At 35.0% G+C, this 16296-nt stretch carries 8 protein-coding genes; all 8 read right to left on the reverse strand.

Going from position 1 to position 16296, the window contains the following annotated elements; all coding sequences use genetic code 11:
- Positions 1-33: 33 nt before the first annotated feature.
- Positions 34-1020, reverse strand: a complete 987-nt coding sequence (locus EDD66_RS08515) for a substrate-binding domain-containing protein (RefSeq protein WP_123609153.1) — start codon at positions 1018-1020, stop codon at positions 34-36.
- A gap of 58 nt (positions 1021-1078) precedes the next feature.
- Positions 1079-2080, reverse strand: a complete 1002-nt coding sequence (locus tag EDD66_RS08520; protein WP_123609154.1) for an ABC transporter permease — start codon at positions 2078-2080, stop codon at positions 1079-1081.
- Positions 2081-2112: 32 nt separating this feature from the next.
- Positions 2113-3630, reverse strand: a complete 1518-nt coding sequence (locus tag EDD66_RS08525; RefSeq protein ID WP_123609250.1) for a sugar ABC transporter ATP-binding protein — start codon at positions 3628-3630, stop codon at positions 2113-2115.
- A gap of 128 nt (positions 3631-3758) precedes the next feature.
- The gene (locus EDD66_RS08530; RefSeq protein ID WP_123609155.1) at positions 3759-5210 is read right to left on the reverse strand and encodes an ATP-binding cassette domain-containing protein; all 1452 of its coding nucleotides are present in this window, start codon (positions 5208-5210) and stop codon (positions 3759-3761) included.
- Positions 5211-5217: 7 nt separating this feature from the next.
- Positions 5218-6231 (reverse strand): sensor histidine kinase, encoded by a 1014-nt coding sequence (locus tag EDD66_RS08535; RefSeq protein ID WP_123609156.1) that lies wholly within the window; start codon positions 6229-6231, stop codon positions 5218-5220.
- A 15-nt stretch (positions 6232-6246) separates the two neighbouring features.
- On the reverse strand, positions 6247-7860 hold the full coding sequence (locus tag EDD66_RS08540) for a response regulator transcription factor (RefSeq protein WP_123609157.1): 1614 nt from the start codon (positions 7858-7860) through the stop codon (positions 6247-6249).
- Between the two features lie 133 nt (positions 7861-7993).
- Positions 7994-9694: a methyl-accepting chemotaxis protein gene (locus EDD66_RS08545; RefSeq protein ID WP_170164302.1), complete on the reverse strand. Its 1701-nt coding sequence runs from the start codon at positions 9692-9694 to the stop codon at positions 7994-7996.
- A 240-nt stretch (positions 9695-9934) separates the two neighbouring features.
- A complete protein-coding gene (locus EDD66_RS08550) occupies positions 9935-16273 on the reverse strand; it encodes a GH92 family glycosyl hydrolase (protein ID WP_123609159.1) in 6339 nt (2112 codons plus the stop codon).
- Between the last annotated feature and the right edge of the window lie 23 nt (positions 16274-16296).

Genomic DNA, 16296 nt, shown 5'->3' on the forward strand with positions numbered 1-16296 from the left:
TTGCCAAGAACTTATGAATTTATTTATGACTAATTATAGTCCTTCTTTAGTGATGACAGAAACGCCTGTATCAACAGTTTCAGCTCCTGTATCAGCTCCTGATAAAGCATTCACTGCTGTCTTCATTCCTTCATAACCCATAACATCAGGATTTTGAGCCATTGTAGCTAAAAGATATCCATTTTTGATTAAATCAAGAATTGTATCAGATTTATCAAAACCAACACCAACGATTGTATCGCCAGCTTCCTGGATTGCATTACCAATACCAACGGTTGAACCTTCATTGGCACCAAAAATACCAACAACACCAGATGTAATATAGTTAGCTGCGATATCTTTTGATTTAGCAGCATCACCATCGCCGTATTGAGTTTCTAATAATTCAAATGCTGTTCCTTCAAATGCTGAACGGAAACCGTTTTCACGAGCTACACATGATGCTGTAGCTGCATTAACATTAACGATACCAATTTTTCCTTCTTTTACTCCAGCTGTTTCTAAAGCTTTTAACATTTCTGTACCTGCTGTTTTACCAGCTGCTTCATTATCTGTAGCAAGAGTTTGAATTGCTGGATAATCTGCTGCTGAATCTACATAAACAATTTTAACACCTGCAGATTCTGCTTCTTCTAATGCAGAGGTAACTGCATCCGGTCCATTTGCTGCAAGAAGAATCGCATTTGCTCCACCAGCTACTGCATTATTAATACATTCAATTTGTTTTGCATCATCTTTAACGTCTGGTGCTAACCATTTGTAATCTACATTGCCTGCTTCCCCAGCTGCTTTTTTAGCGCCTGCATCCACATTAACCCAATGTTGGTCCATTTGATCCATTGTAATTAAGTATACTTTGTATGTATCCCCTTTTGTTTCTTCTGTAGTTGTCTCTTCCTGTGCTGTTTCTTCCTTTGTTTCACTATCAGTAGTTGCAGTTTCTTTCGTTTTGCCGCATCCAACCACCATAGTAGCCATTAAACTAAGACATAATGCTAATGATAATAATTTTCGTTTCATCCTGAAACCTCCTCTTTTCTTTTTTATATTAAAGCTTTTTTATTGCTTCAATAACAAATTAATTAACTCTGGATTTCCTTGGTTTTCCTGTACGGACAACCACATCCAATAATACGGACACAACTACGATAATACCAATGATGATATTCCTGATAGCTACGGGAGCACCTGCAAATTGAAGACCATTTTGAAGAACACCCCAAATAGATGCACCGATTACTGTACCAAGTAATATACCCTGGCCACCCAGTGTACTCACACCACCAATAACAGAAGCTGCTACTGCATACATTTCATAGCTGTTTCCGGCATCCATTGTTCCCATTCCACTTGTTGCAGTCGTAACAAGACCTACGGTACAGGCACAAATGGCACTTACTACATATACCTTGATAGTCGTAACGGATGTATTCACTCCCGATAACTTAGACGCTTCAATATTACTTCCAATGGCATAAATATGACGTCCTGTACGTGTTTTACTTAAGATAAAATTAAATACTATCCATAATACAATTGCTATCCATATTGTGTTATATAATCCCATTGTTTTCCCATAATAAAAGAAATTACGGAAAACTTTGGCTCCATCACCAATAGAATCAGTGTTGTAATTATTATTTACGATCTGTGCAATACCTCTTGCGATTGTCATTGTACCAAGAGTCGCAATGAAAGGAGGCAGTTTACATTTTGCTACTAATTCACCGTTTAGCACACCTACAATTAAGCAGCAGATGATAGTGATAAATACTGCCACTAAAGGATTTACACCTTTTGTCATAAGAGTTGCAGAAATCATACAGCTCATACCAACAACAGATCCAATTGAAAGATCAATATTTCCTGTAATTAATACATATGACTGCCCAATACCAATGATTAATATTGGCGCTATCTGTCTTAGTAAGTTTCCAATATTTTTACTAGAGAAAAAGGTTGGATTGATGATTCCAAATACGATACATAGAACGATCAGTCCAAATGCCACTGTAATGACCTGCCCCATTCCTCTAATTGCCATTATTCTTTTAAATGCATTTTGTTTGTCATTTCCCATTGTTAACTCTCCTTTATTCTTTGTCATAATCACTATGCATTCGCTCCATTATCAACTTTCTTTTCAAAGCTTGTGGCATATTGTAATATTTCATCCTGTGTTGCTTCTTCCGTTCGTAACTCACCTGTTATCCTGCCATCACACATGACTATAATTCTATCACTGATTCCTAATACTTCCGGCATCTCTGATGATACAAACAATACACCAATTCCTTGCTGTTTTAATTCATTCATAAGATTATATATCTCGACTTTTGCAGCTACATCAATTCCTCTTGTAGGCTCGTCAAAGATTACGACCCTTGAATTACGAACAAGCCATTTTCCAATGACCACTTTTTGTTGATTCCCTCCGGATAAACTTCCTGCATCCACTTCAGAATTTGGTAGTTTAATTCTTAGATCATCAACTGCTTTCTTGGTCATATCTTTTTCTTTTTTCTTATTCACAACACCAAGTTTATTACAAAGAACATCTAAATTAGGGAGGGAAATGTTATCTCTAATACTTAATTTTGTACACAGACCATCTTTTTTACGGTCTTCCGGAGCCAGAACAATACCAAGTTTAATGGCATCTATAGGTTTTTCTACCTTTACTGATTTCCCATCAAGAATGATTTCTCCGCTCTCCTTTGGATCGATACCAAAGATTGCTCTTGTTGTCTCCGTTCTTCCGGCACCCATAAGACCTGCAATCCCAACAATTTCACCAGCATACAGATCAATGTTTATATCTCTTACCATTTTTCCGGCATTTAAATTTCTGACTTCAAAAATCTTTTCGCCCCGTTCGCAGTCCACTCTGGGGAATTTTTCTTTTATCTCCCTGCCTACCATATGAGAAATAATCTTAGCCAGTGTTGTTTCTTGTAAATCCATGCTTGTAATATATTCGCCATCCCGCAAAATAGTAACACGGTCTACGATATGTTCTAGTTCTTCTAAACGATGTGATATGTATACAATTCCACACCCCTCACTTCTTAACTTCTTGATAATGACAAACAAATCATTAATTTCTTTAGAAGTAAGAGCACTGGTAGGTTCATCCATGATCAAAATCTTTGCATTGATTGAAAGGGCTTTTGCAATCTCAACCATCTGCTGCTTCGAAACGGGTAAGTCTCCCACAATTGTCTCCGGGTCAATATTAATATTAAGGTTGTCAAGGATTTTTTTAGCTTCCATATTCATCTTTTTCGCAGCTAAAACTCCCGAGTGGATTTTTTCCCGCCCAAGAAAAATGTTTTGAGCAACCGTTAAATGAGCACACATATTTAGTTCCTGATGAATAATAGCCACTCCTAATTCCTGTGCTTTTTTGGGATTCATATCATCGATCTCTTTCCCAAAGATTTTTATGGAACCACTATCTTTTTCATAAACACCACTTAATATTTTCATTAATGTTGACTTACCAGCACCATTTTCCCCAAGTAAAGCTAAAACTTCACCTGCTTTTAAGTTAAAGGCAACATCATTAAGCGCTAAAACACCAGGGAAGCTTTTCGTTATATGTTCAAGCTCAACAATATATTTTTCCATAACTTGCACCTTATCTTTCTTTGTTTTCAATATATTTCAATTCCTGTAAATAAGTATATCACCCCTACTAATTTATAGTAGGGGTGATTCTTTGGAATGAGGGGGATATTCTTTTGTTCTATTCTTTATTAAACGATAGACCGTAACGATGAAAATTTTTCCTTAGAAAACTCTTTTACGATGGATCCATTCTCGATAACAAGAAATCGGTCTGCTATGGTTAAGGTATCGGAGATACTGACTGCCAGAATAATTACAGCGATTCCTTTTCTTTTTAATTCACGAATTAAATCTGCAATATGTTTTCTTAAATACATATCTGCCCCGGAAAAAGGCTGCAAGCAGAAGACGACTTTGGGCTTGTAAAGGTGAATTCTGTAGTATACAAGATTATATAGTGATGTTAGTCCTAATTTAGATATATCTGTTTCATATATTTCCTGCCCAACGATATTTTCATATTCTGTAATAATACTTTTTAATACCTTTGACTTGTTTTTTACACTTTTTAATTTTCTCTCAATCAGAAAATATAAATTTTCTACATAACTTAAGTTTTGAAACAGCATATTCACTGTAGCATTTTCAACAATGACAGCAATTCCATTTTCCAGTGCATTCTTTGCCAGTTTTGAAGTAAATCTTTTTTGATTCCATATTATTTCTCCCTGTCCTGGCATCATCTCTCCATTCATTATCTGGAGTAAATCAGAATAAATCATATTATTTGTATCAAAAAAGACGACACATTCTCCTTTTTCAATCGTAAAGGACATATTCTTTAAATGATTCGTTGATACATTTTCAAATTTTAAGATTCCCTGTCCATCATATTTAGGAGCAGAAGGCTTGGCATCCTCAAAAGAAATGGTATATGCTTTAATATTATCCTCGGTCAGCTCTTTCTCATCCAGAACCCTGATAATTCTCCCATCTTTCATTAAGGCCACCCGGTCGCATATTTTGAAAACTTCTTCATGATGATTACCCACATAAAGAAATGTAAAGCCTTTTTCTGAATAGCTTTTAATTAGATCTAATAATTTAGAAAGATCAACGACACTTAGAATATTACTGATATCACTTATAACTATAAGTTTGGAGCCTGATATAATTGCTTTTAATAATTCTACAATACATTGTTCGTAACTGTTTAAATTCATTACCAGCTCATCCGGATCAATGGAAACATTCATTTCTTCCAGAAAAAGATTTACCTGTTTATTTAAGACTTTCCGGTTTATGATATATTTTCGAAAACCTCTTTTTAATACAAAGATATTGTCGGATACAGATAAATCCTGAATTAATTTGCTCTTCTTTTCAATGATATAAACACGGTTTCGGTTGTAAGCACTGTGCTCATAATAATTTACTAACTGATTGTTTATGTAGATACGTCCATAATCAATAGGGTAATTCTGGCACAGCAGATTAAAAAGCCAAGATTTCCCCTGGCTGTTAATTGGAATTAACCCCATAATTTCTCCTTTGAAGATATTAAGATTAATATGATCTAAAAAAGTAATTCCATCATATTTACATGTTACATTTTCCATGCGGAGTATCTCTTCTCTCATATAAAACCTACTCCTTAACTTTTGGCAGGGTTATGGTCACATCTGTACCTACATTTTCCGTACTATACATATAGATTCCATATTCTTCGCCAAACAATAATTTAATACGGTTATTAACATTTACAATTGCAATGCCGCCTTTTTGTTTCGGTGTTGGAGCTACCCCATCTAACGAGATTTCCCGCAGCCTTTTATTCAGGTTACTTAATTGTTCCCCGCTGATACCAAGTCCATCATCAGATATTGTAATAAGAAGTCTGTCTGAAGTAGTCTGGATCTTAATACGGAGATTTCCTTTTCCGATTTTTCTTTCAATTCCATGATAAATTGAATTTTCAACAATCGGCTGCAGTGTTAATTTAGGAAGTTTAAGCATTAATACTTCCATCTCATCTTCATCGTCATATTCAACATTAACATTTAATCGATCTCCAAATCGATATTGCTGAATCCTATAGTAATTTTGAATATTTACCAGCTCATCCTCCAATGTAACTAAATTATCTACATTAGAAATGGTATAACGAAAAAATGTCGCCAATGCTTCTGTCATCTCTGCCAGATCATTCATACCAGTACATAAAGCTTCACTTCGGATTCCTTCCAATGTATTATATAGAAAATGGGGATTGATCTGATTCTGCAGGGCAAGATACTCTGCCTGCTTTTTGGAAATGTTAATTAATTCTTTCGTGTCAAGCATATCTTTAAACCGTAGGGTAGCTCGATGCATAAGAGGACTTAAAGGATAACGCATATCAAAAATACCCTGCAGAATCAGTCCTTCTGCAAACAGATTAAATGCTTTGCTTGTTTCTCTGTACGGTTTATAGACCCAATTATAGCTTCCATATAATATTGCTGCCAGACCTATCACACATAAGGTCAGACCCAGTCCATAATCTTGTTCCCTGATTACGATTACCGCTAAAAATAGAAGCATTATAAAAACGAATAATACCATTAAAGCAAATATAAATACTGTACGATAAGAGATATATTGACTTCTTTTTTTATTCATATAATGCCCCTTTTCTTATGAATATAATTTCCTGTATTCATTTGGCTTCAAGCCAATATGTTTCGTAAACATTTTTGTGAAATGTTTTACATCGCTGTAACCAACTCTTTCACAGATGGCTGCAACGCCCAGATTTGTTTCTTTTAATAAAATCTTTGCCTGGTTCATACGGACTTCTGAAAGATATTCAAGAAATGTATAACCAGTATCTTTTTTAAATAAAGAGCTAAAATAGGTTGCATTGAACCCCACTCTGGTACTTACATCTTCTAAGGTGATAGAATTCTGATAATTTTCCTGTATGTATTGTTTCGCATCTCTTATTGGTTTCGTATCCAGCTGTTTTTTATCTTCAATGATTTTATCCAATAAATTCACGATTGAATTGATGAGATAATTAAAAAGGCTGTTCACTGAACCAAAATTATTCACATTGGAACTGAATTCTTCAAAAAATGTAGTATTTTCATCTAATAAAAATTTATTCTTTCTAATTGTGATAAGGAACAAATTGCATACCTCTTTTGTCATCTGAACAATTTCATGCCCGCTCGTTTCCGGACGCTTCTTAATTCCTTCCCTTAAAAACCGGATTGAAGACACTACTGCCGATTTATCCAGTCTTTCCAATGCCGAATCCATCTGTTTATTAAAATCATAAAATAGCTGACTGTCTGCCAACTGATTCGTGTTTGTAAAATCATAGTCAATCACACGATTCGTTCCAACTACAAGTCTTTGTTCATATGACCAGATAGCAGTTTTTAGAGAATCATCAATTGTACTCAGATTTGTTTCTACCGTACCAAGTCCAATTGTACTTTCTAAATTTTCAAAAATATCTTTTTGCAGGGCTATTTCATCTAATAATATCTTACATTGTCTACGTATCAATTTTTTATTAGATAAGCTGAAATTTAAAATACTGTAGCATATATTTTCTACAAAAAAGCTTTCCAGATCATAACAATATTCTTTTAAATTATTGTTAATGAGCAAAACTATTTTCTCTTCTAAAAATTTCACATTACTAAAATAGGTTTGATCCAGTCCGTCTAATTTCAATGTCAGGATCTGAAAGCATCCTTCTTTAAAATTGTATTGATATTCTCTGTTTATCACATCAATTGAGATGTCTTTCATTCTCCTTACTTTTTTTAATAAAATTTCATTTAAAAAACTGTTTCTTAATTTTACCATATTATTTTTTAAACTTAATTTCATCTTTTCTTCTTTTGATAATTGTTCTGCTCTGACTAAATAATGGTCTTTCATCGTTGTTAAAGTTGTTATTAATTCATCTTTTTTAATAGGCTTTAACAGATAGTCTGATACGCCATATTTAATTGCTTTTTGGGCATATTCAAAGTGCTGGTACCCGCTGATAATAATAAATTCAATGTCAGGGTTAACTTCTTTTGCCTTTCCAATGAACTCAAGCCCGTCATACCCTGGCATTCTTATATCAGTAATAGCTACATCCGGATTATGTGACTTCACTAATTCTAAAGCTTCAATCCCGTTATGGGCAATACCAACAACTTCCATCTCTATTGATTTCCAATCCACCAGCTTGTATATTAATTGGCAAATTTTATCCTCGTCATCTGCGATAATAATTTTCAGCATAAACTATTCCCCTTCTCAGTATAAAGTGAATTTTAGTTGAACTTATCAGCTTTTCCTTCTATTATTACTAATTATATAATACCAAATTTGAAAAAATCAGACAAGGTATTTACTTGTCTGATTGTAAAACTTTTCACAAATTAAACATATCAATATTCTTTTCTAAATTCACTACAATTTCTTTTAGTTTTCCTGCCAAATTTGCTACTTCAATCACTGTTCTCGTAACTTCCTGAGTAATTGCAGATGTCTGCTGCGCACCTGCTGCATTATTCTGGGCAATGCCAGAAAGATTATTCACAATATCAACCATAGAATTCTTAGCTTCATTTAGTTCTGCTGTATTTCTTTCAATTACATTTACATTCCGATTGGACCGTTCAATCTTATTCTTTATATCTTTAAATATTTGTTCTGTCTTTCTTACTTTGTCACTTTGCTCTGATATGATCTTTTGTACTTCATTCATGGTATCTACTGCTTGTGTAGAATCCGATAAAAGATTAGATATGATTTCTTCAATCTGTCTGGCCGATTCATTGGATTGTTCTGCTAACTTTTTAATTTCATATGCCACTACAGAAAATCCTTTTCCATGTTCCCCGGCTCTGGCAGCTTCAATACTTGCATTTAAAGATAATAAATTTGTCTCCTCTGCAATAGATGTTATTAAATTAATTGCTTCTTGAATTTTCTTAGCAGATTCATTGGTAGTATTTGTTTGAACATAAATTATTTCTATTGCATCTTTCGCCGTATTATTTACTCCATGGAGCTCTTCAAGAGTGTTAGCGGCAGTCTCATTTAATAAATTCATCTCATTAGAATTTTTATGCAGCTCGTCTACATTTATACTAGTTTTTTCAATTAAATCCCTCATTACTTCAATATCTTCAGATGCTTTTTTCGTCTCTTCTGCTTGTAACAGGGCACTTTCAGATATACTATCTATTGCCTGTTCAACCTGGGTCGCAACATTTGCTGTATATTCCGATGATTTATCCAATTGACTTGAAGATTCCATTAAAGTATTACTGCTGTCTTTAATATCTCCAATGATATGCAGCAATTCCCCTTTTAAAGAGTCCGTTGCTCTGGCAACATCTCCTATTTCATCTTTTCGCTTTAAGATAGAATTGTTTAAAGTAATTGTCAAATTACCACCGGATACTTCCTGTAACATATTTTTTGAACCTGCCAGTGCTTTCGTAACAGCATTGGTAAATAATATATTAATTCCTACAAAAATTAATATTGCCCCAATAATTATCCCAATAGTCGTAATGGCACTTTTCATGATTATGGTATTCATCTTATCCGTTGACCGGCTTGCCATTAATATTCCTATCACTTCACCGCTATCCTGTTTAATAGGAACATAATAACCCTGATATTCATTTTCATTCACAATTAAATGGGAATCAAAATAGGATTCTCCTTTTTTAAGGACCCGTTCAGCCACTTCATTTCCTGCTTTCAGGTCGATCAACCGGTTATCTTTAGAATCCTTTAAAGATGTCATTACAGCCGTATCCCCATAAAAAAATGTTATATCTACATCCGCTTCCTTCTTCACATCATCCACAATACTTGTCTCAGTTGAAACATTAAAATTCATTCCTCTCCATACATATCCATCCTCTTTCAGGGAGTAATCCCCATACCCCTGGACATTATAGATATTTCTGGATGCTAATGCGGTCGTTTTTAGACCTTCCTCACTTTCCACTGCTAATGCATTGGATAACTGCATTAGACTAATCGTTAATGCAATCAATCCAGTGATTAAAATAGAAGAAATACTTAGCAATAATATCTTACCTTTTATCTTCATAAAATTCCCCTTCTCACACATATTCGACATAATAGCTTATATTGTTTTAAAAGTAACATATTAACTTATAGAAATATAGGGGAGCATCTTTTGAATTTGGGGGGCATTCCTTTGCTAGATAGAGTATATTTCTTACCTGTTATGTATAAAAAGCGATATCCTGATGAATATCGCTTTTTATACGTTAATGAACAATTTTACTATGGGAGTATTAATTCAACTAATGGTATTTAGTTGAAACTATTTGACAATTACTTTTGTTTTTTTCTTTAATGTATCGCAAGTCGCAACAACATAATCAATTCCTTTGGATTTGGCAATTGCTTTTCCTGATTTTTTGGCAATAGCCACTCTGGATCTGGCAGTTGTTGTATATATTACATCTGATTGATTAAATCCGTAGCATTCTACTGCAAATACAAAGGTTTCACCTAACTTCATAGATGTTGCAGCTTTCGTGAATTTGATATATGCTTTTGTTACTTTTACTTTATTACTAAATGTTTTTTTAATACCATCGATTGTTATAGTTGTTTTAATTGTTGCAGTTCCAGTTCCTTTTGCCGTGATTTTACCTGATTTTTCAACCGTCGCAATTTTCTTATTACTTGATGTATAAGTAATTTTTATATTACTTAAGCCCTGTTCAACTGCTCTGGAGATTACCTCTGGTAATTCCACATTCACAAACGTTGATTTTCCTGTTGTTCCACCTAAATATAATGTTTTTAATGGTTTCACAGTCATATTGGCCACTTCTTTTTCCAATAATACTTTGTTCTCCATAATGATCACATAATCAGATGCATGATTAAAGTTTAATGAAACATTACCGTTTTTATCCACTTTCGTTACATCCTGCAATATCAATTCTTTCTTTACAGGATTGAAATAGAATAGGTTTGCAACCAGACCATTATTTTCTTTTCTTAAATTAAGTTCCAGTTTCCCATTAAATCCAAATTCTCCATTATGTACAAGTTGAATTTGTTTCGCCTTGCTATTCTTTCCTATCGCATCAACTACAGTCTCAGGTAAAATATTTTCTTTAAAAGTAACGCCCAGATCAATATTGTTTAATTCATCCTTTGTAATATCTTTTCCATTAATGATCCACTTATAGCCATTCATCTGAAATTCTGTTGTAATATCTTTCCCTTTTAGAACTGCGAGGATCTCTTTTTTAATAATTGTATGATTCTTCATGTCAATATTTACACTGCTGCCTTCAGATTTTGCACTAATATCTTTTGTGATTGCATCCCAGCCTGTAGCGTTGTTATTTCCTGCAATTTGAGGTTCATTGTTAACAGGGGCTGATCCAGAGGATGAGCCTGGGGATGGGCTTGAAGGAGTGGTATTCACTATATTTATAGCAAGAATTTCACTGTCTCCTACATTAAAGTCAATATTTAATACCAGGTTTCCATAAGGCTGTCTTATTAAATATTCTTTCTTTATAGTTAATACATTGCCGCTTATACTATAATTTTCAGAACCAATACTACTTCCTCTGTCTTTAATATCGGTAATAGATGCTGCATCATTCCATGTAATTACTGTATCAACATCGGCCATGTTACGGAAATATTTATCAAAAACAGCTGTTTTAGGGCTAATAACAGCGCTGATGACTTCTGGTTCAGGTTGATTAGAGTCTATCATCTTCAGAGTTAAAATTGCGGCATTTCCTTCATCAAATTCTACTGTTAAGGTATGGGTTCCCACTGTTTGATCTTTTATAAAATCTTTGGATATCGTTAACGCACTGCCGCTTACTACATAAGCATCTGCTCCAATGGTCATATCCTCTTGCTTAATATCTGTCACCATTGTTGCATCATTCCATGTAATTGTAGCTTCAATATCTTCTGCCCCTGCATTCTCTATATTAATATCAAATGAGGAAGGTGAAATTGTAGCACTATTCTTCGTTGGAACAGTGGAATCGGAGATATTGGCAATTAACGTTGCAGCATCACCCTTATCAAATTCAACAGATAATATCTGACTGCCAATTGACTGGTTTTCTAAATATTCTTTTTTAATTGTTAATACACTTCCATCTACTTCATAAGCCTCCGCTCCAATAGAAATACCGTCTTTTGTAATATCTGTAACGGAAGCCGCATCATTCCATATAATTGTAGTGTCTGCATCTTTTGGATCTAATTTATCAAAACTGATATTGTCCGGATCAAGAACTGCACTGTTTATTAAATTCTCACCCTCTGAGAATTTGAACCAGTCAATATTAGCTATATATGGTTTCGATCCATTTGTCGTACCACGCAGGACAAAATAAATATTATGCAATCCTTTTACACTTGTTTGAAGATTCTTTTCAACGACTACATAATTATTCCAGTTTCCTGCAGTAGGTGGAATTGCAATGGTATCTAACAATTCTCCCGTAGATGAATCTAAACGCACTTCAATTCGCGTATCATCTGGGCAGCGTCCATTATTTGCTGCATATCTTATTGCAACCTTACCAAGACCTTCACCAGAGAATTTCAGCTGTTCAAAAGAAATCCATGCCCCATCAGAAGTTCCTCCAATATTAGTCAGGCTTTCTCCTTCACTTGTACTGCTGGATTCTGTTTTCAAGCTGCCAGCTGACCAGTTAGAATAATTTTCTGCCTGATAGATACCGTAAGTATTTGCCTGATTGAACTTCATCCAGTCAATATTAGCAATAAAAACTTTTCCTGCTCCTTCACCAGTTGCTCCTGTTCCTTTTAATACAAAGTAAATGTCTACAACACCTTTTAATTTTTCACTGTTTATAAGCTCTACGGTTTTGACAACATAATTGTTCCAATTGTTTCCGGTCTCCGGAAGGGTTATTGTCTGCAATAGTTCCCCACTTGCACTGCCAAGACGGATCTCCATAGATGCATCTGTGGCACAGCGGCCGGAATTATTTACATAACGTACTGAGAGAGTCGCAACCTCTTTATTGCTAAAATCTAATTTTTCAAACCCGATCCAGGCACCATCATATGTTCCACCAATATTATTTAAGTTTACATTATTGCTGTCCTTACCACCTTCTGTCTTTAGATCTTTTCCTCCAGACCATACTGTGAAACTTTCTGCTTCCAGCTGTTTGAAAGCATTTTGGCTATAAACTAAATTGTTGATAAGATTATATATTTTATTATAGGCATCTTCATAATCATCTTCTGTTGAATCAGCATCATCAAGTACTGCCTGCCCATTTAATAACTCTACCTGTAACTTTGCATATGCTAAGGATGTAAGGTCTGACGGATTAATAAGTTTACCTTCATCAATAATTTGAACCAGTCTTTCTTTCCAATCACCAATGAAGTCAATAATCAGCGACTTCATACCTCCATAATTAGAACCATTAATATCACAGGCTCTGGCTCCATCAAACGCTGAGTCATTAAAGGATACAACCAGATTGTCTATGTCAGCATTATGGATATCAGCATTACCGGATATACTTAACAGAATTTTCTGGTCTGAAATCTTTGCAACATTGGCAGTTAATCCTGCTGGTAGATTCGATAAGTTAACTTTATTTGATAATATGAAATCTTCTCCAATACTACCGTTAAATGTTGTGCTGCCAGTAAGATTGATATCTACCGTGTCTGTGACTGATCCGTCATTTAATTCAGATTCATATAATCTGTCTTTAGAAAACTGAATCGAATCATCCATGAACATGATTTTAATATTATTTTTCTCTTTTCTCTTACTTGTAATAGGCTGGCTGAATAATGTATCCTCAAGTTTAAGAGATAGATTGCCAATACTATTACTTAATCTATGGTTTAATGAGTTCCCCTCAAAGTTTAATTTAATACTTGTATCATTTACCTTCGTTGCTTTTAGAGTAAGTCCATCCGGAACATTTCCTACAGTCACTCTGCCTGCTGCAATTAAATCTTCATTATTTACTCCACTGATAGTAGCTGATGTGTTTTGCAAAGAAATAATTACTTCCTGATCGATGGAACCATCATTATTCTCCGACTCAAATATAGTTGTTGCAGAATATCTAAGAGGGTCAGTTTTATCATAAATTGAAGTGTCAACCATATCAGAAGATGAAAGAGCTGTCACTCCATCTTTTGCCCAGTCAGAAGGTGTCGGACCCATTTCAAATTTTAATGTGCCGCCACGGATTATTTCTGAATAATCAACCCATGTCCTGTCAAAGCTTTCACCGTTTAAAGTTGCTGACTGGATATAAAAATTGTCAGAAGATACATTATTTGCTTCAATTACGAACTCTCTTCCATTCCCTACATCCAGTGTTATTTTTTCGAAGAAAGGAGTCCCAACCTGGAAAGTGGTATCCCCAGGAGCCATTGGGAAAAGCCCCATTGCAGCTGAAACATACATAGCCGCCATTGTCCCTGCATCTTCATCCATAGTTTCAAGGAATCCTTGTGGATCAAGTTTATATACATAATCCTTAATTGGAGGATTATATTCACCTGTACCGCTATAACGATTCCAGGTTTGTTTCGTATAAATCTGTCTTACCCAATATTGGGTATTATATGGCTCACCAACAAAATTAAATAAATATGGGGTATGGAGATCTATTTCATTTGTATTTGTATGGAGCATACGCTTTCCATCTTCCGGTGCATGCATCCCATATAGATATTTAAGCTGATCCGCCATAAGTTCTTTGCTTCCAATTAAGTCTAGTAATCCATTTACATCATTGGAATCCCACCAGGTGTACTGCCATAATGTCCCCTGGTACAAACTATTATCACCATATTTCTCAGGATCTGCAGTTTTCCAGTTACCATTACTGTCCTTAGGCCATAAAAGTCCAAATGTTTTTTGAATGCTGTTTACCGTAGTTGTTACTGCATCTGCCTTAAATAAATTCTTATAAAAGAAGGATCTGGCCAAATATTTATTATAATCTTCTGTCTTGCCTAAATTATCTGCAAGTAAAGAAATTGCCCAGTCATCATAAGAAAATTCTACTGTCTTATCTACCCGTCCTTCAATATATCCCAGGCTTTCTGCGGCACTATTGACTGTTTTATCCGCAATCTCTTTTGACTTATTATATGCAATATCTAAATTGTCCACATCGTCAAATCCCTTTGCGACACCATCTGCCAATAAGGCGACTGCGTGCTCTGTTCTGACTGTTGGAACTGTCTGAGTTTCAATTCCCCAGGTACCAATACCATATTCCATGGTGTTTGCAAGGGAACGTATGTAATCTTTATAAACCTCCGGGAGGATCAGTCCAATCATAGGATATTTTCTGAAATCATCCCAAAGTGTCCATGAATCATAATGAGTATAATCATCTGCCTTATAAACATTTAAATCTGTCGCTCTAAATGTATTATCTGTACTTGTGGCATTTACCGGCGTCGTGAACATATGATATAAATGTGTATAAAAGAGTTTTTTTAGTTTGTCACCAGGATCGCTTTGGGTGGAATTTTCTACTTTAACCTTCCCAAGAATCTCATTCCACTCAGCTTTCGCACCATTGCGCACCTCTTCAAAACTCCAGCCCGACATTCCATTATACATATCTGTTTTCGCCTGCTTGCTGCTGACAGGAGAGATACTGACTTTAACCTCAATTGGTGTGGAAGCTAAAGCATCAAAGGACAAAACAGCCCCAATATCATTGCCTTCTCTTTTTATATCATTTCCAATATTAGAGTCCAGCCAGGTTTGTACCCCTGTTGCAGGCTGACTTGTCTCCATATAAAAATACATTGTATACTTTCCATGGCCAGATACATTTCTGCCACTAAATCTACCTGAAATAGCAGTTGTATTCTCTAATTGTTCCACTTCCATGATTGCATTTCGAATATCCGTTCCATGATAAGTATAATTAAGATCAACAATCAGTGATACTTTTCCATCTTGTGGAAAAGTATATTTATGATATCCTGTTCTTGTATTACTGGTCAATTCTGCTTTTATATTCCCTATAGAACTATTGTCAACATAATTAGTGCCTGTTCCTGTTTTTGGTGTTAATTCTACAGAATAATATCCAGGCTCGGCTGCTTCCTTATCATGGCTAAATTTCTGTGCTTTCGAAGCTGCCGCTGGCTTTGAACTATATTGTACATAGGTTGGAGTGATGAGAACATCACCTCCTGCACCCTGTCCACCAACACCTTCAATTCTGGTGTGTGAGAATCCTGCAATCTGAGTCTTACTATAGTCATATCCTGCATGATCATCTGTCTGATGAGGATAGGTATCAGGACTGAGCTTCATCAGACCATTTGGGGTAACGGAACCCGGAAACAATTGGCCATAGTCTACATCCGTTCCCACAAATGGATCAACATATTGGGTGTAATCTTCTTCAAAGGATTGTGTTTCTATTTGAGAAGCCCGGGATATTATTACCTGACTATTAATGATAAGGGACGGTAACAACATCGGAATAATCATTACCATGGCTAAAATTCTATCTTTAATTTTGCGCATATTATCTCCTTTTTTACTTGTTAGATTGTTTTTTACCTTGTTTTTGCCAACCATTGAAACAACTTTTTTTAATCTCTTCACCCCACTTACTTTTTTCAATAAATTTTCCCCAAATCAGCAAG

The sequence above is a fragment of the Mobilisporobacter senegalensis genome, assembly GCF_003752155.1.
Taxonomy (GTDB): Bacteria; Bacillota; Clostridia; order Lachnospirales; family Lachnospiraceae; genus Mobilisporobacter; species Mobilisporobacter senegalensis.

Bases quoted from the DNA above. Each gene is read 5' to 3' on its own strand.
- EDD66_RS08515 (WP_123609153.1), bottom strand. From the start codon at position 1,020: ATGAAACGAAAATTATTATCATTAGCATTATGTCTTAGTTTAATGGCT.
- EDD66_RS08520 (WP_123609154.1), bottom strand. From the start codon at position 2,080: ATGGGAAATGACAAACAAAATGCATTTAAAAGAATAATGGCAATTAGA.
- EDD66_RS08525 (WP_123609250.1), bottom strand. From the start codon at position 3,630: ATGGAAAAATATATTGTTGAGCTTGAACATATAACGAAAAGCTTCCCT.
- EDD66_RS08530 (WP_123609155.1), bottom strand. From the start codon at position 5,210: ATGAGAGAAGAGATACTCCGCATGGAAAATGTAACATGTAAATATGAT.
- EDD66_RS08535 (WP_123609156.1), bottom strand. From the start codon at position 6,231: ATGAATAAAAAAAGAAGTCAATATATCTCTTATCGTACAGTATTTATA.
- EDD66_RS08540 (WP_123609157.1), bottom strand. From the start codon at position 7,860: ATGCTGAAAATTATTATCGCAGATGACGAGGATAAAATTTGCCAATTA.
- EDD66_RS08545 (WP_170164302.1), bottom strand. From the start codon at position 9,694: ATGAAGATAAAAGGTAAGATATTATTGCTAAGTATTTCTTCTATTTTA.